Origin of the sequence: Brevibacillus sp. BD137 (genome assembly GCF_041644655.1) — a bacterium.
GTDB classification, from domain to species: domain Bacteria; phylum Bacillota; class Bacilli; order Brevibacillales; family Brevibacillaceae; genus Brevibacillus; species Brevibacillus brevis_D.
The window spans coordinates 244,761-269,336 of sequence record NZ_JAOTNO010000004.1; the positions used below are offsets into that span (position 1 = coordinate 244,761).

A 24,576-nucleotide genomic window follows, 5' to 3' on the forward strand; every position below is an offset into this window, starting at 1 on the left:
AATATGCATGAGAAGCACGACGTTAGAGAAGCGTATGCAAGACAGTTGTTGGAGCGTTATAGCCAATGGCTCGGCAACATAGAAGCAGTCGAGCTTGGCGAGGTTGAAGCGCTATCTTGTGAGGTAGATAGTATGCTGTCGGAACAGGACAGTGTCCTGCATGCAGAACTGCTGAAGCAGATTGTGGAGCTCCGAAATAAGGTAACCGAAATGATGTGGATCTCCGAGCACATGAAGATTTTACATGACCTCAGCCACATTTTTGCGAAAACGTTTGAGGAAAGCGAAATTTTGTGGAAAGCATTTGAGCTGGTCTCGCGCGTGATGCGTGCAGATGCTTTCTTTATTGCCTTTTATGATGAGGGCGACAGTGAGATCAAAATACCGATCAGCATCGATAATGGGGTCAATTACGGTCCGCTCACGATTCCCTATGGGCAAGCGATGGTGTCCAAAGTGATTGATACACGGGAAACCATCCATATCAAGACGATGAAGAATGAGCCAAGCGAGCCGGAAATGATCCGCTGGGGAAGCCCGGAAATGGATACGAATACATGCATTTTCGTTCCACTCATGCTGGGGAATCAGATCAAAGGCGTTGTTTCTGCCCAGTCTTATCGGGAATTCGCCTATAAAAAAGAGCACGAGGAACTACTGAAAATCATTGGTTTTCAGGTAGCAAGTGCTATTGAAACGGCGCGCTTGTATGAGCGAATGTACCAGATGTCGTTTCAGGATGAGCTAACAGGGATTGCGAATTATCGTGCTTTCCATCGTGATTTGGAAAAGCTGCTGAGTGAAGAGGATGCGTCTGTCTCTTTGATCATGCTGGATTCAGACAGCTTAAAAGCGGTGAACGACCATTATGGTCATCATGCAGGGGACGCATTGATTAAGCAAATTGCCGAAGCGATGAAAGAAGTAGCGGGACCGGAGGATACAGCGTATCGTTATGCGGGAGATGAATTCATGCTGCTCTGCCCGGGGGCGTCGATGGAGATGGCGGAGGAAAAAGCGAGTGCCATTCGGGAATATTTGCGCTTGCGCCCCTTAACACAGGACGATTGCTGCATCTTGATTGCGGTCAGTGTTGGCATTGCGCGCTACCCTCAAGACGCAAACACGGCAGATGGCTTGAAGCGGGCAGCAGATGAGGCACTGTACCGCTCCAAGCGCAAAGGGAAAAACTGTACGACCGTGTATGCAGCCGGCTAAGCTTTTTGCCGACGCATGGCGAATAGAAACGTCAAAACTGGCGAGATCCACAGGTAGATGACATAAGGCAAGTATTCCACTGTAGATACGTGTAAGGTAGCGGTAAAGAATGCACCACTTACCCCCCATGGAATGAGTGGGTTGACGAGTGTCCCGCAGTCTTCGAGAGTACGAGACAGTCGTCTGCCCGCCATTCCGCGAGCTGTGAATGCTTCACGAAACATCTGCCCAGGGAGCAGGATAGACAAATATTGTTCTCCTGTCAGCAGATTCACGAGAATAGAAGAAGATCCGGCAAGTCCGACCATCTCAGCGTCTCGTTTGATTCGATTGATGAATCCAGAAAAGAGTGCATGAAACACACCGCTGTATTGCAGGATGCCGCCTAAAGACAAGGCAATCAAAATCAAGGCGAGGGACCAGGTCATCGACAACAGTCCACCGCGGTCCACAATCGATGCAACGGCTTCATTGGCGATATTGCTGGTGAAGCCTTTTTGCATGACAGTCATCCATTGGACCGGAGAGGTGACTCCTTCGGAAAGAGCAGCTGTGACAATCCCGCTCAAAATCCCGAAGACCAATGTAGGCAAAATCGGTTTTCGCAACGCTGAGCATAACAGGACGACGAATGCTGGCAGTAGCGATAAGAGGCTAAGAGAGAAGTTTTGTTCCAAAGCATGCTGGATTTCTTGAATGGCGTCCAGATTCACATTGGCGCTTTGTCCTTGAATTCCGAAGAAAATCGCGGTAATGACAAGGGCTGGAACAGCAGTACGTGACATGAACTTGACGTGCTCCGACAAGGAAACCCCTGCAATGGCTGCTGCAAAGTTGGTCGTGTCGGAGAGCGGCGACATTTTATCCCCAAAGCAAGCTCCACAAATAATGGCCCCAGCTGTAATCAACGGATCAAGTCCGAGTGCTGTCGAGACCCCCATCATAGCGACCCCTACCGTACTAATCGTGGTAAAAGAGCTCCCTGTAACAGTGGAGACGATCACTGTCAGAAACAGGGCGGAGAGTGTGAAGTACTCCGGTGAGATCAGCGAAATGCCGAGGTGCAGAATCATCGGAACGGTTCCACTCATCATCCATACCCCGATCAAAATTCCAATTAAGGAAAGAATCAGCATGGGGGCGATCGCGGTTTGAATTCCTTTGATCAAGCCCTCCTCCATTTGCTTCCACGGAACGCCGAACAGGAAGAGAAGAGTGGCAGCTCCTATGGTTGCGAGGAAGAGCGGCATATGCGGCTCAACTTTGCCCCAAAAAAGGGCAGGAAACAAGATTCCGAATACGGTGACAAGCACCCAAATACTTTGCGAAAAAGATAATGGCTTGTTCATAATGGCAACTCCTTGTTAAATCAGCCTAAAGAAGTGAGAAAGTATATTTCGCTTTCGCACTTTTGTGCTTTCTTGCTTCTTTGCTTTTGTGCGTTCAAGTGTTAGTGGTACTTTATCCTGAATTACTTGTTTCGTCAACGAAATAGGTTGAATTCGGAATCGTAAAATAATACAGACGAGTATGCAGGTACTGAGTGAGATGAATCTTATTGGTCTTATTTAAAATTATTATAAAAAGATATTGACTTTAAAATTATATCAAGTACAATGATAATTGTTCCTAGTTGATAATAATTATAATCTGATAATAAGAAAAGGGGGGCCGTTCATGTATGATGTCGTCATCATCGGCGGAGGACCAGCTGGTGCTTCTGCTGCCATATACACAGCTCGTGGAAATCTAAAGACGCTCGTCATTGATAAGGCACCCGGAACTGGTGCGCTTGCCCTGACACATAAAATCGCCAACTACCCAGGGGTAGAAGGCGAGATGACAGGGAAAGAACTATTGGATAAAATGCGCAGACAAGCGGAGGGCTTCGGTGCAGAATTCATTCAGACTACGATTTCTGCGGTAGATGTAGAGGATGAGGAAAAAAGCATTTTCACGGCTCATGGTACTTTCCAAGCGAAGGCCGTGATCGTCGCGACTGGTTCCAAAGGACGTAACCGAATGCTTCCAGGTGAAGAGCAATTGCTCGGACGAGGCGTGAGCACTTGCGCGACATGCGACGGAGCTTTTTATGAAGGCAAGCATGTTGCGGTCATCGGTGATACGGAGGAAGCATTGGAAGAAGCGCATGCGCTGACCAAATTTACGGACAAAATCACTTTCTTGGTGCCGCGCGCTGATCTTCAAGGGGTAGATGAACTACCTCGGCTGCCGAACACGGAAATACATTTTCGTACCCGCCCATTAGAAATTGTGGGGGAGAAGTCAGTGGAAGGGTTGCGCATTCGCACAGCAGAAGGAACGGAAGAAATGCTGTCCGTAGACGGGGTTTTCGTCTTCCTGTCTGGCAGCAAGCCGGGTACCGATTTCTTGGATGGGCAAGTTCCCCTCGATGAGGAAGGATTTATGATTTTAGATGAGTTCATGCAGTCTTCTGTTCCAGGCGTATTTGGAGCGGGTGAGGTGCGCAAAACACCTGTGAAGCAAGCAGTTGTCGCTGCGGCAGACGGTGCCATTGCGGCTATGGCTGTAGACAAATACATCAACAAGCGCTCCAAAGTTGTTCCACAGTACAAATAGAAGAAAAAGGAGAGAAACAAACATGGCTCAAGCAATCGTATACTCCAGCACACATTGCAACTTCTGCCAGCAATTAAAATCGTATTTGACAGAACAAAACATTTCTTTCGAAGAACGCAACATCGATGAAAAAGAAGAGTACTTCCAGGAGCTGAACCGTTTAGGCGTGATGTCTGTTCCTTTGACAGTCATTGGTGAGAAGCAAGTTTTGGGCTTCAACCCGACCCGTATCAAAAAAGCACTGGCAGTATTGGAAGAGGCTGCGAAGTAAATTTCATTAGATACCATATAAAAGGAGAGATGTATCATGACAACAATGACAACACAGCAAACTGTCCAACTTCAAGTAGGAAAACCGGCACCTGACTTTAACATGCTCACGACCAAAAACCTCGAGACACTGGAAGAACGTGTGTCGCTGGCTGATTACAAAGGAAAATGGCTGATTTTGTTCTTCTGGCCGTTCGACTTCACGTTCGTTTGCCCAACAGAGGTAACTTCGTTTAGTGACAACATGGAAGAGTTCGAAGAGTTGGATTGCGAAGTATTGGGTGTATCCACAGATAGCGTACATACGCACCGGGCATGGATCAAAACACCGCGAGATGAAAACGGCATCGGTGAAGTAAACTTCCCGCTCGCGAGCGACTTTAAAAAAGAGACGGCACAAGCTTATGGCGTTCTGGATGAAGAGACTGGTGCAGCTCACCGTGGCTTGTTCATCATCGATCCAGACGGCATTCTGCGCTACCAAGTGGTAACGGACATGAACGTGGGCCGCAGCGTGACAGAGACAACTCGTATTTTGCAAGCCCTGCAAGCTGGCGGTCTGTGCCCGGCGAATTGGAAGCCAGGACAGAAGACGCTGTAATCAAAGAAAGAGCATTGCTTCTATATAGAAAGAAGAGGGACAATCCCACCCGTCTATTGCAGTCGGAGGGATTGTCCTTTTATATGGAAGGAACGCGGAGGGATAGAGCTAGCTTTGACGATTCCATGCCTCTACAAGTAGTTCGTTGTTGATGCTCATTCCAGCCGCAGAGCCTAGAGCAGCAGCAGTTATCACTTGGTATTTGGTAGTTGCTGCATCGCCTGCACTGTAGACACCCGGTACGCTCGTTTTCCCAAAGTTGTCGACGATAACCGTACCAGCTTCCGTTACCTGGCAGCCTAATGCTTGTGGCAAGTCAGATGCAGCGACGAGTTTTGGGGCAAAAAAGATCCCTGTGCACGAAATGCTATTGCCATCTGTAAGCTCAATACGTTGCACCATCCCATCGATAGATACAATCCGTTCGATCGGGGAGTCAAAGACAGGAATGCGATGCTGCAACAGCTCCAACCTTTGTTCTTCCGTGAATTCATCTGGTCCATTGGTGCAGAGGGTGTAATGATTAGTCCAACCAGATAGCACTTTTGCCAAGTGCAATGCTTTCTCGCCGTTTGCTATCAAGACAAGTGGTTGGTCGCGTAATTCCCATCCATCGCAATAAGGGCAGACAAAAGCACTTTTTCCATACACTTCTGCTAATCCGTTAACAGGTAAAGGAAGATCCTTCATTCCCACTGCGAACAGTAGCTTTTTGCTTTGATAAGTCGTTCCCTGTGCAGTCATTATGAGAAAATTTCCATCGTGCCCCGTGATCGTTACCGCTGTATCCTCCACAAAGTGAACGGAAGGGTAGGCGCTGATTTGCTCTCTTGCAATGCGACGAAACTCGCTCGGAGTGATGCCGTCTCTCGTAAGAAAGCCATGGGACTCACGTGTAACACGATTGCGCGGACGGCCTTCATCGATAACGACGACTCTTTTTCTTGCTCTGCCAAGTGCGAGAGCGGCACTCATACCTGCTGGTCCTCCACCAATAATCCCTACATCGATAAGTTGATTCATGTTTGTTTACCACCTTTACAGATCCTTTATGTCTATTATAAACAAACCTTCCTCAGAATCAAGCTTCGAAACACTTTGTATTCTTTTTGTAAATAATCCCTTATATCGAAAAAATCTAACGCCTTTCAAATAGTAGCAACCTACCATTTTTACGAGCAAAAAGGAAAAAAAAGGAAGGAGCAATTGTACCTAGTTGGCAAAAAATGTGGGCCAGAAGACCGTCCCGGTTGCAGGACTTCCCTCCAAAAAACGTAGGACAATGGAGGCGAATCCGTCCCAATATTACATTTTCATGACAAATCTGAAAAAGACACAATAGTGAATTTTGTCTATGGGAACGATTTGCTCCCTATGTTTACAATGACTGTGACGTGGCAACATATCGGAGGTTGACGAGAAATGGAGCCAACAAAAAAGAAAAGATGGCGCTGGATGAGCTTGACCATGCTGATCGTGGTGGGGGCAAGTGCCTTCTTGTGGTTTTGGGCAGCAGATCGTGTCGAAAGCATGGAGACGACTACAGGTGCTCAATTAAAATTTCGTACGAATGGTGAGCTGTTCGAAGTCTATCAGAATCAGAAATGGCAGCCCTTTTTTGCGAAAGGTGTCAATCTGGGGGCATCGCTACCGGGTCATTATCCGGGTGAGCTTCCCATAACGAGAGAGGATTACATGCGCTGGTTCGCGATGATCGACGAGATGGGAGCGAACGTCATTCGTGTGTATACGATCCATTCTCCTGTCTTTTATGAAGCACTGGTCGATTACAATCGGCGAAAAGAAGGGGATCCTCTCTATTTGATGCAGGGCATTTGGAGTCCAGAAGAGCTGTTGATTGAAAAGAAAGACGCCTATTTGCCAGAGATTCGCGAGGAGTTTCGACAGGAAATCAAGGATGCAGTCGGCGCTGTCTACGGAGACATCACCCTGCCGGAAAAACCGGGAAAGGCAAGTGGTACGTACCGTGCCAATGCGGGCAAATACTTGATCGGCTGGCACACAGGGACCGAGTGGGACCCCGTGATGGTGAAAAACACCAACCGCCTGCATCAAAAAGTTGCACCCTATCAAGGGAAGTACTTCCACGCGACACCGAATGCAACCGCTTTTGAGACATGGATTGCTGAAATGGTGGATACCGTGGCAACGGAGGAGAGCAAATACGGTTGGCAGCATCCGATGACTTTCACCAATTGGGTGACAACAGACCCCTTATCGCATCCGGGAGAGCCGATCCATCATGAAGATTTGGTCAGTGTCGATTCTACCCATATAGAGCCAACACAGTGGGAGGCAGGCTACTTCGCTTCCTATCACGTGTACCCGTATTATCCGGATTTCTTCCGCTACGACACTACTCTGCAACAGTTGAAGAACGATGCAGGGCAAATCGATACGTACAAAGCGTATTTGCGACAACTGAAGCAGTATCACAAAAACATGCCGATCATGGTGACGGAATTCGGGGTCCCGGCATCGGTGGGAGTCGCCCATCTGGGAAATTTGGGGCGCAATCAGGGTGGTCATTCAGAAAAGCAGCAGGGAGAGATTGATGCCGAGCTTTTGCAAGAAATCCATCAAGAAGGGTATGCGGGAGCAATCGTATTTGTCTGGCAGGACGAGTGGTTCAAAAAAACATGGAACACGATGCGATTTGAGTTGCCGGAAGATCGGCGCTCCCTGTGGATCAACGTATTGACCAACGAGTCTCTGTTTGGAGTCCTCGGCATGTACCCGAACAAAGAAGGTGTGCTGACCATCGATGGGAATCGCACAGATTGGGATCAGCTCGTGCCGGAAGAGAAGCAACGCCTCGATGTTCAAGTTCCGGGTGTCGACGAAATCTGGATGACACACGATGAAGGGTACGTCTATTTCCTTGCTCAGTTGAAGGAAGAGTTTGACCCGGCTAAACAACAGCTCTATGTAGGTGTTGATACGCTTCCTGGCGGGAACAAGCATGCTGTGCAGCTTCCCGGCCTGACACTGGATGAGGGACTAGAGACGTTGATCGCGTTGGGAAAAGCAGACGAAAGCCAGATTCAAATCGCTGCCAATTACGACTTTCATGCACGCTTATACGGAAAACGCTACGGCATGCTTGCGGTCAAGGAAGAGGAGAAAAAAGACGATTCTGGGATATTCAAGCCGTGGAAGCTGGCCGTTAGCCTGGAGATGGAGCCGCCAGACAGCAAGAAGTACTATCCGTTGGAGGAAGTCGAGGTCGGCAAGCTGATCCGGGGAACGACAGATGCCCAAGACCCGCAGTACGACTCACGAACCTCGTGGCAAGCGAAGGGAAAAGTGGTAGAGCTGAGAGTGCCGTGGATGCTGCTTGGATTTACAGACCCGAGCTCCTTGTCCGTCATGAGCTATGAAGACGATGGCAAAAGCTTCACGACGAAGACGACGAAAGGCATACGTATCCTGCCGTTCCTCGTGGATACGGCGACGAAACAAATCGTCGGACAAAACGCTTATGCACTGACGAAGCTCCCGATGTATACATGGCAAGGCTGGGAGCAGGTCGGTTATCACGAACGCAAAAAACAGAGCTATTCCATACTAAAAAAAGCATTCCACGAGATTGAGGCTCCGATGAAGACCGGGACTCAGCCTTGATTGGATAGGAGAGTGGCAAACGTGCAAACACCATTGGCGACGGCAATTGTTTTTCTGTACGCGCTATGTGGATTGACATTACTAGGCTTGCTTGTCTTGTTCGCACTGAAGCTACGCAACATTTCGGTGGAGAAACAGACCATGCGCTGTCTGGAAAAATATCGCGATTACTTCGTTTACCTGCAAGCACACGGGGAAGAAGAGGAGCGCTTGCAAGTGCCTTATGGCGATGTGACGCAAAAAGAAAAGCAAATCATTCAGAAAAAGCTGTTTGAGCTGATGGAATGCTTCACAGGTATTCATCGGGACAAGCTGATCTGGCTCTGCGAGGATATGGGACTCGTAGAGCTGGATATGCAAAGACTAAATGGCTGGTGGAAATGGACGAGAGTGGATGCCGCTTACAATTTGGGGATCATGCGCTCCAAGCTCGCCGTACCAGCTCTCATGACCCTCCTGCAAAAAAACACGAATGACACCAGTGTTTTTATCATTGCACGCTCCGTCGCCAAATGTGCTCGCAATACAGAAGATTTGCGGGAAATGGCGACCCACGTTGTCCGAGCGAAGAACAATGTCCACCAGCTCATCGTGGACATCATCAGTGATTCGCAGGTGGATACGGCACCGCTTTTCGCACAGTTTTTACAAGATTCCGATGTTGAACTGGTCAAAATCGGACTGATTGGCTACGCCGTGCATGCCCAGCCTGGCATAGAGCCTGTGCTATACCAGCTCATTCAATCGCCTGACAAGGAAGTCCGAATCAAGGCAGTCAAGCTCATGTGTCGGGATATCCGCTATATGAATGAGCAGACACTCACGGATTTTATGAATCACAAGGATTGGGAAATTCGGGCAATGGCAGCGAAGGCAATCGGCTCACTGAAATTGCATGCGTACATTCCCTCGCTGAAAAAGGCGGTGGGCGATGCGAACTGGTGGGTTCGTCATCACAGTGCACGCAGCCTGGCCCAGCTGGAGGTCGAAGGCTTTGCTGCCCTGTGTGAAATTTTGCAGGAAGAGAGAAACGGTCATAAGAGCGAGATGGCTCATCAAGTGATCCAGGAGGAGCTGGAAAAAGAGAAGCTGGTTCTACAAAGCGCGACAGCGACAGAAAAGCTCGTGCAATACAACGAAAAGCTGCATCTGTACCGCAAGTCGTATCGCAAAACAATTTCCACGGTTCAGGCATTGGAAAGATAGAGCGAAAGGAGGCTGCCATGAGAGATTTTCTACTTTACTACGGAGTATTTGCGGTCTATTACGTCATCGCGATCAACTCTTTGTACTTCATCATCATGCTGTTCTCGTTTAATAGCATCATGGGAATCTTAAAAAGCTCCATCTATTCGAGATTCCAGACACTTTCAGGCTCTGAGCACGTTCCGCCGATTTCGATTCTCGTGCCGGCTTACAACGAGGAGCTGACGATTATTGAAAATGTAAGGTCGCTCTTATCCTTGAACTATCCGCGCTACGAGGTACTCGTGGTAAACGATGGATCAAAGGATGCTACCTTGCAGGTAATGATTAACGAGTTTTCACTGGTTTACTCCGAGCACATGCCGGTGCAGCCGCTTCTTCATACATCGAAGATCAGGGGAATCTACCACAATCCGGCTTTTCCGAATCTGTATTTGATCGACAAAGAGAACGGAGGAAAAGCTGACTCGCTTAACGCGGGGATCAATCTCTCCCACTATCCGTTGATCGCTTCCATTGATGCAGATTCCCTGCTGGAAAAAGACGCGCTGATTCGCATTGCGAAGGTGTATATGGAAAACCCGGATGAAACAGTGGCTATCGGCGGAGATATCCGCATTGCCAACGGCTGCAAGATCGAAGACGGTGTCGTGAAAGACATTCGTCTGCCAGACAAGTTTTTGCCGATGATGCAATCTGTCGAATACCTCAAGGCGTTTCTCGGGGGACGGATCGGCTGGAGTGCAATCAACGGATTGATTATCGTCTCAGGTGCGTTCGGTGTTTTTCGCAAGGATTACATCATCAAGGTAGGCGGCTATCGCGAGGGGTATCCGGGTGAAGACATGAACATCATCATCAAGCTGCACAAGTACATGCTGGAAAACAAGCTGCCGTACCGAGTGGCATTCTGCCCCGATGCGGTCTGCTGGACGCAAGCGCCGGATACACTCAAAATTTTGGGCAGTCAACGGCGCAGATGGGGACGCGGCAATCTGAAAAACATGATTGAGTACGGCAGACATATGGCGTTCCGCCCCAAGTACAAGCTGTTCGGGATGCTCACGCTACCGTTCAATATCCTGTTTGAAACCTTGAATCCATACTTCCGCATCACGGGTCTACTAGCCCTCATCGGTTACACCTTACTGGATATGACCAACGGCTACGTCCTCTTACTCTACGGCTTGCTCAATGTGCTGTATGGCATGCTGCTTGGCATTGGCTCCTTGTTGCTGGAGGAAATCGCGTTTCGACGGTATCCACGCTTTCAGGACATCGTCAAAATGCTTTTCTATACGATTCTGATGTTCTTCGGCTATCGGCAAATCGGCGTCATCTGGAGATTCCTCGGTCATATTGAATACTTGCGCAACAACAACTCCTGGGGAACGATGACGCGGACGAGCTGGCAGACGAAGGGCAGCGAAAACATTTCAAGTTTGGAGGCTAGATCATGAGTAATCTCGTACCTGTTTTTTACGAGCATCTGAGCAAGATGGAAGAGAAACAATTGGCGTGTGGGGTTATTCTAGCGGCTTGCAAAAACCTCACAAAAGAGTCAATGGAGCTTATCAAGCAAGACCTGGACACCAGTTCAGGAGACGGCTCCGAGATTGCTTTGCACTACGCGTATGACAAAAACAAGCAGCTCTTCGGAATCCTGCTTGAAGGACAGAAGCTTTCGAACACTCATTTCTATGCTTTGCGTGTCAAAGACTATTTGCAAGAGCACAAACTGCTTGCGGGCAGCCTGTTGATTGCGAGTTTTCCCGAAAGCTCCCGCTCGTCCGGACAAATGCTGATGCGGATGATCCAAGAGATGAGAGAGCCAGGCGCTCACGGGGAGATCAAGATTTACGAGCAGAATCCCGCTCAAAGAGAAGAACCCGCGAGTATTTTGCTGGTTAACCATGATGAGACTGTCAACGAGTTTTTGAGCATCTACTTTCAGCGCAAGGGGTACCTCGTTACGGTAGCCAATGACGGGATGGATGGCATGGAAAAATATCAGGAGGTCGCTCCTGATCTCGTGATTACCGACCTGAATCTCCCTATCCTCAATGGATACCAGCTCATGGAAAAAATCAAGCATATCAGCGCTTCCATGAGCAAGATTATGGTGCTTACAGACAAACGTCTGGAAGAAGATGTGCAAAAATCGTTTGCGATGGGAGCATCTGACTACATTACGAAGCCATTCTCCCCGGTAGAGCTGGAAGCCAGGGTGAAAAGGCTGATTTCATAATTCTAGAAAGAGAAAGGGAGAGAAACGAGGATGGCGAGATACGAGGAACTGCAACAGAAGATTCAACGAAAGACAGCGAGAGTGGGTGTCATTGGGCTTGGGTATGTAGGGCTGCCGCTTGCCGTAGAGACGATCAAGAGCGGTTATACCGTAATCGGAATCGATTTGCATGGTGGAAAAATCGAGAGCCTGAAAAGAGGAGAGTCTTACGTCCAGGATATTTCTAATGAAACCTTGCAGGAATGCCTCGCGACCAACCGCTTTTTTCCGACGACTGATTATAGCGTAATCGAAGAGCTGGATGCGATCAGCATTTGCGTTCCGACACCGCTCAGTCCCAATCAGGACCCGGACACCTCTTACATTATAAACGTTGTCGAGCAAATCAAGCGATTCATGAAAAGAGGAATGCTCATTACACTGGAGAGCACAACCTATCCGGGAACAACGGAAGAGCTGATCCAGCGCGAATTTGAAAAGCTGGGCTACCGGGCTGGCATCGACTTTTTCCTCTGCTACTCGCCAGAGAGGGTCGATCCGGGCAATCGCAAATACAGTACGTACAATACGCCAAAGGTGATCGGCGGGACGACAGAACGTTGCATGGAGTTAGGCACACTCTTGTATGGCAGTCTGGTCAAAACCGTCGTACCGGTCTCCTCGCCAAAGGTGGCGGAGATGTCCAAGCTTTTGGAAAATACCTTCCGTAGCGTCAATATTGCCTTCATGAATGAGATGGCGATGATGTGCGACAGAATGGGCATCAATGTTTGGGAAGTAATCAAGGCCGCATCGACCAAGCCTTTCGGGTTCATGCCGTTTTACCCGGGACCCGGAATCGGTGGGCATTGCATACCGCTCGATCCGATGTATTTGTCGTGGAAGGCCAAGGGCTTTCGTTTTCACAGTCAATTTATTGAGATCGCCCAGTCGATTAACGACAACATGCCGGACTATGTGCGAAACAAGACAGCACAGGTACTTAATATTTACGCCAAAGCGATTAACAGCTCGCGCATCTTGATTCTTGGCATGGCCTACAAGCCGGAAGTCGATGACTTGCGGGAATCACCTGGGCTGGAGATTTACGAGCTATTCACCAATAGCGGAGCAACGGTTGACTATTACGACCCGTATGCGCAGAGCTTTGTGAATAAAAAAGGGGAGATCGTCCATTCCATTGCCAATGACTACGAGGCGTTCAAGACTTACGATTGCATGGTGCTCATTACGAATCACCAATGCTTTGCCTATCAGGAGCTGGCGGATTTGGGAGTGGCTATTATCGATACACGAAATGCGTTTGAGGGCATCACGAATCCGAATGTGTATCGCATCGGAACCTCCGTGGCTATCAAGCAGGAGAAGGAAGTCGTCAGCTTGCTCGCATAATACAAAGTCGCAACATTATACGCAACAAGGGAGGAACCAAAGACATGTGCGGAATTATGGGATATATCGGGAACAGGGAAGCGCAGCCGATTCTTATCAATGGGCTGCGAAAGCTGGAATACAGAGGCTACGATTCCGCTGGCATTGCGATTTGTGACGGGGCAACGATCGGCATTCGCAAGGCAAAAGGCAGAATTGACGTACTGGAGAGCCAAACCCAAAAGTCCGGCTTGCAGGGCTCCATCGGCATTGGTCATACGCGCTGGGCGACACACGGACGACCATCTGACGAAAACTCTCATCCTCACTTTGATCAGTCTGGCAAGTTCTCGATCGTGCATAACGGCATTATCGAAAACTATCTGGATCTCAAGCAGGAGTTGATCGAAAAAGGTGTGACGTTTACTTCGGAGACGGACACGGAGGTCATCGTGCATCTTTTGGCGCAGGAATACGATAACAACCTGGTTGCGGCAGTGCAGAAGGTTGCTGGCAAAATTCGCGGAGCCTTTGCCCTCGGTGTGATGACGGAGCATGAGCCTGACAAGCTGATTGCGGTTCGTATGGCGAGCCCGTTGATTATCGGGGTAGGGGAGAATGAGAATTTCATTGGCTCTGATATCCCGGCGATCCTGGAGCATACGCGTGATGTGTACGTTTTGGAAGACGGAGACCTGGCGATTCTGACCAAAGATTCCGTTCACGTCATGCGTCTGGATACGACGGAGCCAATCGAGCGAGAGCTGGTGCGGATTGAGTGGGACAAGGAACAAGCGGAAAAAGACGGCTTTGCGCATTATATGCAAAAGGAAATTTACGAGCAGCCGCGTGCCCTGCGCAATACAATGACAGGCCGAATCGATACTACTGAGCAAAAGGTTATTTTCCCTACTCTTCAGTTATCAGAAGAGAGTGCCAAGCGTGTGGAGAAAATCTACATTGTCGCATGCGGTACCGCTTATCATGCGGGCTTGATCGGCAAGCATGTGATCGAGCGACTGGCACAAATTCCGGTAGAAGTGGATGTAGCGTCGGAGTTTCGTTACCGTCGCCCACTCTTTCAGCCCAATACGCTCACGATTGCCGTCAGCCAGTCAGGGGAGACAGCAGATACATTGGCAGCCATGCGTGAAGCCAAACGAAATGGCTCAGCAGTACTCGCGATTACGAATGTAGTCGGAAGCTCGATTGCCCGTGACGCCGATGACGTGATTACGACAAATGCAGGTCCGGAAATCGCGGTTGCTTCGACGAAGGCATATACCTCGCAGTTGATTGCGTTTTACTTGCTTGGCATTTATTTGGCGCAAGCGAAGGGTACACTGGATGCTGACACCCGTGCCTCATTGCTTCAACAACTGACCGCACTCCCGGATCAAGTCGAGCATATTCTCCAACATGCGGATGAGATTCGTCATTTCGCTGAATCGATCAAGGACGAGCAGCATCTGTTTTTCATTGGACGAGGACTCGACCATGCCGTATCGATGGAAGGCTCGCTCAAGCTGAAGGAAATCTCGTACATTCACTCGGAGGCGTATGCGGCAGGAGAGCTGAAGCACGGCACGCTGGCGCTAATTGAAGAGGGAACGAGAGTCATCGCCTTGGCTACACAGGATGAGCTGCATGAGAAAATGATCAGTAATATTACAGAAGTAAAAGCCCGTGGAGCAAAGGTTCTCGGTATTACCTTAGATGGACATGTAGAGCTGCATCGCTCGGTTGATGATGTATGCCTGATTCCGCAGACAGATGCCTTGCTTACACCGGTGTTAGGCGTGATCCCCCTCCAGCTCATTTCCTATTACACTTCTGTTGCGCTCGGCAATGACGTAGATCGTCCACGAAATTTGGCCAAAAGTGTAACAGTTGAGTAAACACAAACGTCTGTCGTAAGAAAGGTAGAGACATTCAAATAAGGGGGAAAGATGAATGAACACCTCGAAGCGGACGTTGAATCAGGAGAAATTACTGGAGATTATGCTTCAGGCCTATCAGCTGGGCGTGCAGAGGAAAGACATTAATTTGAGCATGATGATTGACACACTGACCTATGAATTGAAACCATACTTCGATCAGCAAATCCAACAAGGTCAGCTTGCAAAAGGGGAGCTGACCAAGACGGAGGCGATAGGATGAACATACATGCAGTAGTACTCGCAGCAGGAAAAGGAACTAGAATGAAATCTTCGCTCTACAAGGTCATGCATCCAATCTGCGGGAAGCCAATGATTGAGCATGTCGTAGAGACATTGGAACCATTATCACTTCGACATTTGGTCGTCGTTGTCGGTCATGGAGCCGAAGTGGTCAAAGAACAGCTGAAAAACCGTGTTCAGTATGCGTATCAACCGGAACAGCTGGGGACCGCTCATGCTGTTTGGATGAGCCACGAAATTCTCGGGGCGCAGGATGGCATAACGATTGTCATGAATGGCGATACACCGCTCGTACAAGAACAGACGCTGCGAAGCTTGCTCGAGTATCATCAGCTCAAACAAGCAGCAGCCACGGTTTTGACCTCCATTGTGGACGAGCCTACAGGCTATGGCAGGATCATTCGCGACGAGAACGGCGATGTCCGGAAAATTATCGAGGAAAAGGACGCGACCTTGGGCCAAAAAAAGGTGAACGAGATCAGCACCGGAATCTTTTGCTTTGACAATCAAAAGCTGTTTTCGATGCTGCCGATGGTCTCAAACGAAAACGCGCAAGGGGAGTTTTACTTGCCGGACGTTCTGGGGCTATTGCAAGAGCAAGGTCATTTGGTAGCGGCGTTTGCAACGGATGATCCCGCAGAAGGCAATGGCGTCAATGATCGTGTGCAGCTCGCAGATTTGGAACAGCTAATGCGCAAGCGAATCAACGATTTCCATATGCGAAACGGAGTGACGATGATAGACCCGAGCTCGACGTACATCGATTCGGACGTAATGATCGGGCGTGATACGGTGCTCTATCCGGGAACCTGCCTTTTTGGCGACACACAGATCGGTGAAGGCTGCCAGATCGGGCCGAACGCGTTGGTCAAAAACAAGAGCATCGAGGATTACACGAGAATTCCGCCGTTTTCAGCAGTTGACGGCAGTACGTTTGGTGAGCGGGCTTTTGCTTGCGTGGGAGCGACGACACAGCAGTACGGTATCGACCAGCGCTGATGCAGGTACTTCGTCGATATAGCTGGCTTTGGATAGCATTGCTCCTTGTGACAGTGACTTCGATCATCATGCTGTCGTTGGCAAGCACCCGCTCCGCCCTGACAAAAGCAACCTGGATATGGGATACCAAGCAAATGAAGACCCAAACCGATGAAATGATCGAGTTTGCCGAGAAAAACGACATCAACCTGATCTATCTTCACGTTGAACCAGCAGCAGTTGCGCCAGAGACGTATCGTACCTTCATTGAAAAAGCCAACCAAGCAGGCATCAAGGTAGAGGCGCTTGGCGGTGACCCAAATTGGGCGTTAACAGCAAATCGACAGAGTATCGACGATCTCATCTCCTGGGTGAAGGCGTTCAATCGCAGTGCCAAGCCAGCTGAACAATTTTCGGGGATTCACGTCGATATCGAGCCGTATTTGTTGCCTGCATGGAAGGAAGACCAGGCAGAAATCGTTCGGCAATGGCTGAAGAATGTCAGTTATTTGGCAGCAGAGACGAAGAAGGATACGGATCTTGCTGTCGGTGCCGACTTGCCTTTTTGGATCGACTCCGTAAACGTTCCTGGCAGTGATGAAAAAGTGAGCAACTGGATGGTGCAGCGACTCGACAGTATTACATTAATGGCCTACCGCAATCAAGCCCTTGGGCAAAATGGGATCGTCGAAATCGTAGAAAAGATCGTCGATGATGCCAATGTACGCAAAAAAGGGTCGGTCATTGTTGGCGTCAACATCATGGAAACGATGGAAGGCGCTCATGTGAGCTTTTATGAAGAAGGCACAAAAGAGATGAATAACCAGTTGGCCATTTTACAGGAGGAGCTGTCAAACAATCCGGCGTTTGCAGGAAGTGCGATCCATGATTACGAGAGCTGGAAGCACGCAAGTCAACGAGAGGAGCAACTTTGACGAATGAAAGCTGCGCGCATCTATTTGAGTGTTCTCTGCCTGACGGTCGGCTTTCTGTTCGGCTTTTCCCCCGCGGAGAAGAAGAGTAAAGCAACGTGGATCTGGCAATCCGAAATGATCGGGAGAGAGAAACAAGAGATTCTCGATTTCTGCAAAAGGAACGATATTAATCTCGTCTACTTGCGAATCGAAATGAACAAGCCCTATGAATACTACCGCGATTTTATCCGCGAAGCGACAGAGATGGGAATCGAGGTACATGCGGTTGCTGGTCATCCCGCATGGGCACTCAAAAGCAATGAAAAGCGGATGATGAACATCGTCCACTGGGTAAAAAGCTACAATCGTGAAGCCCAGAAGAATGAGCGAATTCGCGGGATTCAGCTAGACATCGAGCCGTATCTCCTGCCGTTTTGGGAGAACGATCAGAAGCGGATTATTCGGGAATGGCAAGCCAATGTGCAGGCGTTCACAGCCGAGGTGTCAGAAGATGAGGAATTGGTTTCCAGTGCAGCCATTCCATTTTGGCTGGACGATATTCCTGTTCCGGGACAAGAAGACATGTCTCTGTCCAAATGGATGATAGGTCAGTTTGATACGGTATGTATCATGGCGTATCGTGACACACTGTCAGGTCAAAACGGCATCCTGAATTTGATTGATCAGGAAATGAAAGAAGCGGATGAATTAGAGAAGCGTGTCTTGGTTGCTGTGAATATGAAGCCGCTTGATGAAGACCACGCTTCTTTTGCAGAGGAAGGCTCCGCTCTCATGCAACAGCAATTAGAGCAATTACCTGCCCTTTTGGCACAGCATCCGTCCTTCTCTGGCGTCGCGATCCACGATTATCGCTACTGGAAGGAGGCGGCTCCATTGCCCCCGGCAACAAAGAAACGCTACAAAGGCACCTACATATGGCGTGCAGAATTGATTGACACGGAAAAGGAGGAAATTCTCTCCTTTGCAGAACAAAACGGGTTGAATCTCCTCTATGTGCGTCTAGATTTGGAGCAGCCGATTTCCTATTATCGTGATTTCGTGAAAGAGGCTCGTGAAGCGGGTATCGAGGTTCATGCGATGGGGGGCCATCCGATTTGGGCTCTGTCTGAAAGTCGGAGCAAGATCATGAAGCTCGTGAATTGGGTGAAAGCCTACAATGAGGCTGTCTCGACAGAAGAGCAGTTTCACGGCATTCACTTAGACATTGAGCCGTATGTCCTTCCTGTCTGGCGCGAGGATAAAGAGGCAGTTTTACGGCAATGGATGGGTAACATCGAAGCATTTGTCGAAGAGACCAAGAAAGAAACATCCTTGGAAGCAAGCGTCGATCTCGCCGCATGGCTGGACAAGACACCGACACCGGGTCAGCCGGAATTGCCGTTTTCGCATTGGATGATCAAACAGCTTGATCATACGACCTTGATGGCCTTTCGCGATCGCGCTCCTGGCATCATCGGCTTGGTTGAAAATCAGATGAAGTACGCAGAGAGCCTCCAGAAAAAGCTGGTCGTCGCCGTGGAAACGAAAGAGAGTCACGAAGGGAACGGGATTACCTTTCACGAGGAAGGCATGGGCGAAATGGACCGGCAGCTGGATCTGGTGACAAAAGTGCTGGATCGATATTCCTCTTATTGGGGGCTCGCTATTCATGCCTATGACTACTGGAAAAACGGGAAAGAGTAAGCTGCCAGCATCGTGCGCCATTGTTGTTGTACAATAGAAGAAAACGAGCGTCGGAAAGAGGAGAACAAGCCATGCGAGATGTGCAAAACCGACATCGAAATCTTCCGCCGCGTACACCAGAAATGTTGTACAACGTGGTGCGCAAGTTTTACCGTGGAGCAGTCAGTCATTTTGATCTGATTCAGGAGAAAAAGCAGGAAGCACGTGCAGCCTTGGAAACGGGTGACCATGACAGAATCCGTGCAGCTGTACACACGTTATTTTTGGAGTTCCATTTTTATGTGACCTGCTGGCTCCAGATTGAGCTTGCCCTGTATCGGCTGGCGCGTCAGGATGAACGGCTTGCGCAAGTGGTGGAAGACTATCGACCATCGTTGGAAAAGCATGTAACGGTACGGCAACTGCTAGATCAGACAGAGGCGTGTGTGAAGGCGCAGTTTCAACCAACCGGGGATGGATGGTCCTGCGTGCAGAAGGATGCCTACGTGTTTGGCAGCATCATTTTTACAGTGGATGAACAGAGTCTGCAAGACTTGCACGCCGTGTATCAGGCGATTTGGGAAAAGGTAGACCGCTGAACCATCTCCCATAATAAAAAGCGTGACCGTCGCGATGGATGGTCACGCTTTTCTCGTTTAGAATGTGCCAGGGAAAATGGAGCCTGTGTGAGGAGCCAATTGGCCTGGGGTGTTCAATTGGTGAACCTCTTGCGTATTCGTGCCCGCAAAGCCAGGAGAGAAAATCGCTTGTGCTCCTGCGCCAGCCTGATTGTTGTATGCCTGATTGGCATAAGCCTGTGGTTGCAGCTGAGATTGTTGTAACTGAGATTGTTGTAACTGAGATTGTTGCAGCTGACCTTGCTGCCCATACATGCCATAGCCCGTGTTATTCAACTGGCGAACTTCCTGGACATTGGTATTGGCAAAGCCAGGCGAAAAAATACTGCCAGTCATCGCTGGCGGATAGGCTGCTTGATTCGTATAGCCAGCTTGTCCACCGTAGCCGCCATAGCCAACTTGATTGCGGGCTTGAACCTCTTGAACATTCGTGCCGGCAAAGCCTGGAGAGAAAATGGAGCCTTGTCCAACCGATTGCTGATAAGAAGGCTGTGCTTGTATGTAGCCAGCTTGCTGGCCTTGACCATAGCCAGTGGATTGGTTTTGCAACGAGTGAAGTGCTGGATTTTGAGCATAGCCGAAATGCTGTTGCTGTTGTTGTTGTGGATAGCCAGTGTTATTTAGTTGTCTCACTTCTTGGACATTCGTATTTGCAAAACCTGGGGAGAAAATCGCTTGTGCCCCACCGGAGGACATCCCCAGTGAAGGAGTTCCGATGGATTGGGCATGACCGCCGTGGTTCCAATGTTGTACTTCTTGTACGTTTGTTCCGGCGAATCCTTGTTGGAACATAGCACCTGCAGGGCTCATTGCTCCAAAAAATTGCGGTTGTTGCTGGGAGTGCATCATATTGTTAAGTATATGGGTCATGGTTAAGACCACCTCCATGGAGTATTTTTTCCAAGGTTGATCAGGTCATGCATCCGAAACGAAAAAAACATGCCGGAGTCTAGACGGCATGTTCCTTTAAATCAAAATGTGAGACTTGCCTCATTGTTCAGTGCTACCCGCACGTGCAGCCAGCATGCCAATTCACTTATTGCGGTAGCGTTTATCTACAACCAGGAAGGATTGACCCATTATGAGCCAACAGCCTGGGGGTCAATCGCGTCAGCCAGTCGTCGTTGGGTGACGCGCCGTTCCCCTTCCTGACGGGCAAATCGCACCAAGGTCGTCTGTGAATCAGCTAGTGCTGTTCGACTCCCTTATCCTGCGGCACTCCCTCGCTTGCTTTGCAAGTGGGAGACATGCTGTGCGTAGTGGATCAAATTCGCTAACGACAATCGTCGAATCGATGGTTCATCGAATTTCTCCGGCTTTGCATTTGCTTCAAAGAGCCATAGCTTTCCTTCTTTTGTCAAGCCAAGGTCCATCGACATCTCAGCCAAATCCGTCCATTCTGCATTTAATGATCGTGCGATGGCGAGCGCCGTATCGTGAATGTGTCTTTCCATTTGCTCGTGATCATTATGAAACAGGGCTTGCATAACGGTTGATAACGAGTGGATCGATCCGCCGCGTGGCACATGTGTAGTGATGCTTTGCGAGCCAGACCTTCTGATGCCAACTCCGGTTACACTCCACTCGCCCTCACCATCTTTTTGTACGAGGACGCGCACATCAAAAGGTTTGCCGTTGTAGCGGGCACGACGGATGCCTTGCTGCATGATGTACTTCTGCTGTTTGACATGAAGCCTAATATGCTTCCATACGTCATTCAGATTGGAAAAGCGACGAGTAATGGCCTTATGCTCCTTTAACCGTTGCAGGAACCACTTATCGTTTTTGAAATCAATGCGCATGATTCCCTGACCAGCTTTGCCGCGCACAGGTTTCAAGTAGACAAAGCGATGTTCGGTGCAAAAGCTTCGAAAGCGGGCCAAGGTATCCAGCTGTTTCGTCTCCGGCAGAAAAGCTTGCACTTCCAGATGGGACTCAAGCATCGTAAACAGCTGTTGCTTGTCAAAAAAGCTGCGATTAAACAATGTGACATTTGGCATCTCATGGATGCGGTTCAATGTTCTTCGGACTTCAGGTCGCCGTTCTGCTTTTCTCGTCGGAATTCGGTTGTAAACCACATGGGGGAAAGGTAGAATCACCTCTTGCCACGAGTTTAGACGATTGTTGTACAAATAGCCGCGCACCTTTTTCTTCTCCCAATTGATTCCTTGTGGAGTGAACACATATACGAGTGCGCCCCATTGCTTTCCCGATTGAGAAATATCCTTGAAGTTCTCGCGATTTCCTAAAAATGTTGCCCCTTCACCAACGGTCAATATGCCAAATAATGGGCCAAGCTTCAGGGAGTCGTCCGCCATTTTCCAGTTAATGCGTGTACGAATACGGCTTGCTTGCACGCGGGGTAAACCAGCGTATATCCGTTTCGTATGAGAAAAGGGACCGAGACTGGCGACCAGTGGCTTTGGCGAGCGTTTTAGGACTAGCCGAGGTAACTGTACGAACCATCTACCGCTAGGGAGGATCGTCAGCCACCCGGAGCGCTGCTGAAGCATGGTGTTCCTCCTTCCTGAAAAACGGTACAGATCGCGTGCGACTAGAAATTGGCCAAGTAACAGCTATAATCGACGAGCAACTTGCGTGATTCCTGATCAGCCTGCTTGAGACGGGCGTGCTTGAATATAGAACGGCCAGGCTTGGAATTCGCTTCGAACATCCAGACATGGCCTTGTGTATCAATCCCCATGTCCAGCCCCAATTCTCCTAAATCAATCCCTTTTGCCAGTTCAATTGCGGTAGCGAGTCGGATTGACGCGTCAGAAATGCGCTGAGTCATGAGGGGTTTTTGTTTGCCAAACAAGTGCTGCAACAGGTCATCGCCAGGGATAACAGTTCCACCTGTGCGTACATGGGTAGTTACGCTGCCGGAACCAGCAACCTTCGCTGCCGTGCAGGAGACGACCCATTCGTTTTGTTGATTTTTATGCAAGTGAACACGGAAATCAAACGGTCGTCCATGGAATGTCATGAGCGAAATGCCTTGTTGTGCCAGATACGCACTGACGCGGCGACTACGGAAGACATGCTGATAAAGGCTGGACAGCTTGGAGAATTGTTTTTTTACATTGCCGCTGCCTGTATGATAGGAGGCAGTAAAGCCACCACCTGCCTGGCGAACAACTTTGACAATGCCGTACCCGAGACTTCCATTTTTGGGCTTCAAATAAACGATAGGGTATTTACGCAGCAAGTCTCGAACCGTTGTAAGGGAAGGAGAGGTATAAGTCTCCGGGATATGCTCATTCACTTCTGGATTCGGATACAGCAGTTGGTGCACGCCCCATTTGTTGAAAAAGCCCTGATTGAACATCGGTAAATTGGGGTAACTGGCGAGTCGATATTTGAATTCCTGAACGGCTTCATGTTTTTCTGCTGAACGAGAGGGAATACGATCATAGACGACATCGGGCATGGCGGTAACATGCTTTTTCCAAAAGTAGCTGCCTGATTTGTTTCTGCGCAAAAACCACGCTTTGACCGTATTCGATTCCCAGTCTACATCGGTTGGGGAAAATATATAGTAGAAAACGCCTTTCCCTTCTTGTGCCTGTAACAAATTTTGAAAAAACGAGGTGCGTGAGCCAATTGGCTGCTTGGGATCTCGTCTGATGCCAGTCGTAACGATCCCGATTGAAGGACCGATCCGGAGCGCGGAACCCTCTAGTTTGAGCTGGATCAAGCCAGGGTGAGGAATGCCCAGCTCTGATTGCAATAGCGTCGTCACTTTTATGACATTCGCATCCGGATAGCGTTTGTCTTGTAAGACAGTTGCGACTACTTCCTTTTTACCCAGCAAGACTTTAATTTTCTGGCGTTGCCGTAGCTGTAGCTTTTGGAAGAGACTAGCTGGCAGAATAATCCCACTGATACGGGGGTTGGAAAGGAAGCGAAGCCGCATTCTGAACGTTTCCATGCTTTAACCTCCTACGCGCTCTTTCATGAGATAGTGGGCGTAGCGAACAGGCTGAGTAATCGAATGTAGTTGTGCAGTTGGGTCGTCAATCATTCGAAAAACTGTTCGCCCTGGTCTGCTGTTTACCTCGATGATCCAAACATTACCTGCGGTGTCGATGCCAATATCGATTCCCAGCTCAACGAGTCTGCCGTGTGACTCTTCCAAAAAACGGGGAAGTTCTTCCGCCACTCGGTTGATTGTTTGCTCGATGCGTGCCGCTTTTGCGGATTTGAAGTGAAGGGGCAGGAAAGAGGCCAGAGGTGTTGCTTTCCCTCCTCCGTGCAAATTGGAGGTGATGCTGCGTTTGTCTCCCAGGCGCACAGCTTTGCCAGTTGTCGCCCATTTACCTAGTCCGTTTTTTTGAACCAGAACACGGACATCAAATGGGGTACCATCCGGGGTATGCAACTCCAAATAGGGCTGTACTAGGAACTTGCGACCGGCTGTAAAGACAGACACAAAACTTTTTAATCCGGCAGTGTCACGAATTCGCCTGGTGAAAGGTTGATTGTCCCGGTTTCGTCCAGAAGCTTCATAGCCACTGCGCACTTCTTTGATTCTCACGACGCCAATACCGTGAGTTCCCGCCATTGGTTTGATGATGGCTGCCCCGTATTTTTCCAGGGTTGCCTGAAGCACAGGATATGAGAATATTTCAGTAGGTGGTAGCAGCGAGGCGAGAAGAGGAGACTTAGCGAGCATCTGGTGCACCTGCCATTTTCCAGACAGACCATGCCCCAAAAACGTAATGTTGCGATCGTTTTGCAACTTTTCCACAAATGGTTTATAGTGGCGATAAGATGGGCCCACAAAGCAACGATCATAGATAAAGGCGGGGATTGGGAATTCTTTCGCGTGCCAGGACCCATTGCGATATTCGAAGCCTTTTACCATACGGGTGGAAAAGTTAACCTGACGTGGTGAAAAAACGAAGACACGTATGCCGTGCTTGCGTCCATAGAGCGTAAGCTTTTTATAGTACCCTTTGTCTACAAAGTGGGAGCCTTGGCACCGGGCCATGATGCCAAGACTTCTCTCGGATGCTGTCAT

The 24,576-nt window shown here is 49.2% G+C and carries 21 protein-coding genes; 15 read left to right on the forward strand and 6 right to left on the reverse strand.

The genetic code is table 11. The features are described 5' to 3' along the window. The first annotated feature begins 3 nt into the window (after positions 1-3). Positions 4-1,218 (forward strand): sensor domain-containing diguanylate cyclase, encoded by a 1,215-nt coding sequence (locus ODZ53_RS11215; RefSeq protein WP_372677031.1) that lies wholly within the window; start codon positions 4-6, stop codon positions 1,216-1,218. Here ODZ53_RS11215 and nhaC read toward each other — a convergent pair. Further along, positions 1,215-2,567 carry a Na+/H+ antiporter NhaC gene (gene nhaC / locus ODZ53_RS11220; protein ID WP_142495337.1) on the reverse strand — a complete coding sequence of 451 codons (1,353 nt, stop codon included), beginning with the start codon at positions 2,565-2,567 and terminating at the stop codon, positions 1,215-1,217. The two genes, ODZ53_RS11215 and nhaC, sit on opposite strands and share 4 nt — an antisense overlap. A gap of 328 nt (positions 2,568-2,895) precedes the next feature. Between nhaC and ODZ53_RS11225 the strand changes: the two genes are divergently transcribed. The 3 genes from ODZ53_RS11225 to ODZ53_RS11235 are packed head-to-tail and all read left to right on the forward strand — an operon-like array spanning position 2,896 to position 4,690. Next, on the forward strand, positions 2,896-3,819 hold the full coding sequence (locus tag ODZ53_RS11225; protein WP_372677033.1) for an NAD(P)/FAD-dependent oxidoreductase: 924 nt from the start codon (positions 2,896-2,898) through the stop codon (positions 3,817-3,819). 22 nt (positions 3,820-3,841) lie between these two features. Further along, entirely contained in the window at positions 3,842-4,090 is a 249-nt protein-coding gene (locus ODZ53_RS11230; RefSeq protein WP_087344647.1) for a glutaredoxin family protein, read from the forward strand. A gap of 45 nt (positions 4,091-4,135) precedes the next feature. Next, complete coding sequence (locus ODZ53_RS11235; RefSeq protein ID WP_041749801.1) at positions 4,136-4,690, forward strand: peroxiredoxin; 555 nt, start codon at positions 4,136-4,138, stop codon at positions 4,688-4,690. A gap of 108 nt (positions 4,691-4,798) precedes the next feature. Here the strand turns inward: ODZ53_RS11235 and ODZ53_RS11240 are convergent, their stop codons facing one another. Then, the gene (locus tag ODZ53_RS11240) at positions 4,799-5,713 is read right to left on the reverse strand and encodes an NAD(P)/FAD-dependent oxidoreductase (RefSeq protein WP_372677035.1); all 915 of its coding nucleotides are present in this window, start codon (positions 5,711-5,713) and stop codon (positions 4,799-4,801) included. Between the two features lie 399 nt (positions 5,714-6,112). Here ODZ53_RS11240 and ODZ53_RS11245 point away from each other — a divergent pair, with 399 nt between their 5' ends. The 11 genes from ODZ53_RS11245 to ODZ53_RS11295 all read left to right on the forward strand — a co-directional run bounded on the left by ODZ53_RS11245 (position 6,113) and on the right by ODZ53_RS11295 (position 19,514). Beyond that, positions 6,113-8,335, forward strand: coding sequence for a hypothetical protein (locus tag ODZ53_RS11245; protein WP_372677037.1), 2,223 nt, complete (start codon positions 6,113-6,115; stop codon positions 8,333-8,335). 21 nt (positions 8,336-8,356) lie between these two features. After that, positions 8,357-9,541, forward strand: coding sequence for a HEAT repeat domain-containing protein (locus ODZ53_RS11250; RefSeq protein ID WP_372677039.1), 1,185 nt, complete (start codon positions 8,357-8,359; stop codon positions 9,539-9,541). A 17-nt stretch (positions 9,542-9,558) separates the two neighbouring features. Beyond that, on the forward strand, positions 9,559-11,001 hold the full coding sequence (locus ODZ53_RS11255) for a glycosyltransferase family 2 protein (RefSeq protein ID WP_372677041.1): 1,443 nt from the start codon (positions 9,559-9,561) through the stop codon (positions 10,999-11,001). After that, positions 10,998-11,789, forward strand: coding sequence for a response regulator transcription factor (locus tag ODZ53_RS11260; RefSeq protein ID WP_372677043.1), 792 nt, complete (start codon positions 10,998-11,000; stop codon positions 11,787-11,789). Before ODZ53_RS11255 ends, ODZ53_RS11260 begins: the two co-directional genes overlap by 4 nt. 30 nt (positions 11,790-11,819) lie before the next feature. Further along, positions 11,820-13,181 (forward strand): nucleotide sugar dehydrogenase, encoded by a 1,362-nt coding sequence (locus ODZ53_RS11265; RefSeq protein ID WP_012685085.1) that lies wholly within the window; start codon positions 11,820-11,822, stop codon positions 13,179-13,181. A 44-nt stretch (positions 13,182-13,225) separates the two neighbouring features. Beyond that, positions 13,226-15,058 (forward strand): glutamine--fructose-6-phosphate transaminase (isomerizing), encoded by a 1,833-nt coding sequence (gene glmS / locus ODZ53_RS11270; protein WP_372677046.1) that lies wholly within the window; start codon positions 13,226-13,228, stop codon positions 15,056-15,058. 55 nt (positions 15,059-15,113) lie between these two features. Further along, positions 15,114-15,320 (forward strand): hypothetical protein, encoded by a 207-nt coding sequence (locus ODZ53_RS11275; RefSeq protein WP_012685087.1) that lies wholly within the window; start codon positions 15,114-15,116, stop codon positions 15,318-15,320. After that, positions 15,317-16,339, forward strand: coding sequence for a sugar phosphate nucleotidyltransferase (locus tag ODZ53_RS11280; protein ID WP_372677048.1), 1,023 nt, complete (start codon positions 15,317-15,319; stop codon positions 16,337-16,339). The genes ODZ53_RS11275 and ODZ53_RS11280 overlap by 4 nt, the downstream gene beginning before the upstream one ends. Then, the gene (locus ODZ53_RS11285; RefSeq protein WP_372677050.1) at positions 16,294-17,253 is read left to right on the forward strand and encodes a hypothetical protein; all 960 of its coding nucleotides are present in this window, start codon (positions 16,294-16,296) and stop codon (positions 17,251-17,253) included. Before ODZ53_RS11280 ends, ODZ53_RS11285 begins: the two co-directional genes overlap by 46 nt. 3 nt (positions 17,254-17,256) lie before the next feature. Continuing rightward, entirely contained in the window at positions 17,257-18,936 is a 1,680-nt protein-coding gene (locus ODZ53_RS11290; RefSeq protein ID WP_372677052.1) for a hypothetical protein, read from the forward strand. Between the two features lie 71 nt (positions 18,937-19,007). Next, positions 19,008-19,514: a hypothetical protein gene (locus tag ODZ53_RS11295; RefSeq protein ID WP_199930241.1), complete on the forward strand. Its 507-nt coding sequence runs from the start codon at positions 19,008-19,010 to the stop codon at positions 19,512-19,514. A 57-nt stretch (positions 19,515-19,571) separates the two neighbouring features. Here the strand turns inward: ODZ53_RS11295 and ODZ53_RS11300 are convergent, their stop codons facing one another. The 4 genes from ODZ53_RS11300 to ODZ53_RS11315 all read right to left on the reverse strand — a co-directional run bounded on the left by ODZ53_RS11300 (position 19,572) and on the right by ODZ53_RS11315 (position 24,576). Next, positions 19,572-20,423 carry a hypothetical protein gene (locus ODZ53_RS11300; RefSeq protein WP_372677054.1) on the reverse strand — a complete coding sequence of 284 codons (852 nt, stop codon included), beginning with the start codon at positions 20,421-20,423 and terminating at the stop codon, positions 19,572-19,574. A gap of 335 nt (positions 20,424-20,758) precedes the next feature. Beyond that, entirely contained in the window at positions 20,759-22,066 is a 1,308-nt protein-coding gene (locus ODZ53_RS11305) for a YheC/YheD family endospore coat-associated protein (RefSeq protein WP_372677055.1), read from the reverse strand. Positions 22,067-22,107: 41 nt separating this feature from the next. Beyond that, positions 22,108-23,484 (reverse strand): YheC/YheD family endospore coat-associated protein, encoded by a 1,377-nt coding sequence (locus ODZ53_RS11310; protein WP_064202475.1) that lies wholly within the window; start codon positions 23,482-23,484, stop codon positions 22,108-22,110. Positions 23,485-23,487: 3 nt separating this feature from the next. After that, positions 23,488-24,576 (reverse strand): YheC/YheD family endospore coat-associated protein, encoded by a 1,089-nt coding sequence (locus ODZ53_RS11315; protein WP_064202474.1) that lies wholly within the window; start codon positions 24,574-24,576, stop codon positions 23,488-23,490.

Coding starts and splice junctions, on each gene's coding strand:
- ODZ53_RS11265 (WP_012685085.1), top strand. CDS start 11,820: ATGGCGAGATACGAGGAACTGCAACAGAAGATTCAACGAAAGACAGCG.
- ODZ53_RS11305 (WP_372677055.1), bottom strand. CDS start 22,066: ATGCTTCAGCAGCGCTCCGGGTGGCTGACGATCCTCCCTAGCGGTAGA.
- glmS (WP_372677046.1), top strand. CDS start 13,226: ATGTGCGGAATTATGGGATATATCGGGAACAGGGAAGCGCAGCCGATT.
- ODZ53_RS11235 (WP_041749801.1), top strand. CDS start 4,136: ATGACAACACAGCAAACTGTCCAACTTCAAGTAGGAAAACCGGCACCT.
- ODZ53_RS11255 (WP_372677041.1), top strand. CDS start 9,559: ATGAGAGATTTTCTACTTTACTACGGAGTATTTGCGGTCTATTACGTC.
- ODZ53_RS11215 (WP_372677031.1), top strand. CDS start 4: ATGCATGAGAAGCACGACGTTAGAGAAGCGTATGCAAGACAGTTGTTG.
- nhaC (WP_142495337.1), bottom strand. CDS start 2,567: ATGAACAAGCCATTATCTTTTTCGCAAAGTATTTGGGTGCTTGTCACC.
- ODZ53_RS11295 (WP_199930241.1), top strand. CDS start 19,008: ATGCGAGATGTGCAAAACCGACATCGAAATCTTCCGCCGCGTACACCA.
- ODZ53_RS11315 (WP_064202474.1), bottom strand. CDS start 24,576: ATGACAGCATCCGAGAGAAGTCTTGGCATCATGGCCCGGTGCCAAGGC.
- ODZ53_RS11240 (WP_372677035.1), bottom strand. CDS start 5,713: ATGAATCAACTTATCGATGTAGGGATTATTGGTGGAGGACCAGCAGGT.
- ODZ53_RS11260 (WP_372677043.1), top strand. CDS start 10,998: ATGAGTAATCTCGTACCTGTTTTTTACGAGCATCTGAGCAAGATGGAA.
- ODZ53_RS11310 (WP_064202475.1), bottom strand. CDS start 23,484: ATGGAAACGTTCAGAATGCGGCTTCGCTTCCTTTCCAACCCCCGTATC.
- ODZ53_RS11280 (WP_372677048.1), top strand. CDS start 15,317: ATGAACATACATGCAGTAGTACTCGCAGCAGGAAAAGGAACTAGAATG.
- ODZ53_RS11245 (WP_372677037.1), top strand. CDS start 6,113: ATGGAGCCAACAAAAAAGAAAAGATGGCGCTGGATGAGCTTGACCATG.
- ODZ53_RS11230 (WP_087344647.1), top strand. CDS start 3,842: ATGGCTCAAGCAATCGTATACTCCAGCACACATTGCAACTTCTGCCAG.
- ODZ53_RS11290 (WP_372677052.1), top strand. CDS start 17,257: ATGAAAGCTGCGCGCATCTATTTGAGTGTTCTCTGCCTGACGGTCGGC.
- ODZ53_RS11300 (WP_372677054.1), bottom strand. CDS start 20,423: ATGACCCATATACTTAACAATATGATGCACTCCCAGCAACAACCGCAA.
- ODZ53_RS11225 (WP_372677033.1), top strand. CDS start 2,896: ATGTATGATGTCGTCATCATCGGCGGAGGACCAGCTGGTGCTTCTGCT.
- ODZ53_RS11275 (WP_012685087.1), top strand. CDS start 15,114: ATGAACACCTCGAAGCGGACGTTGAATCAGGAGAAATTACTGGAGATT.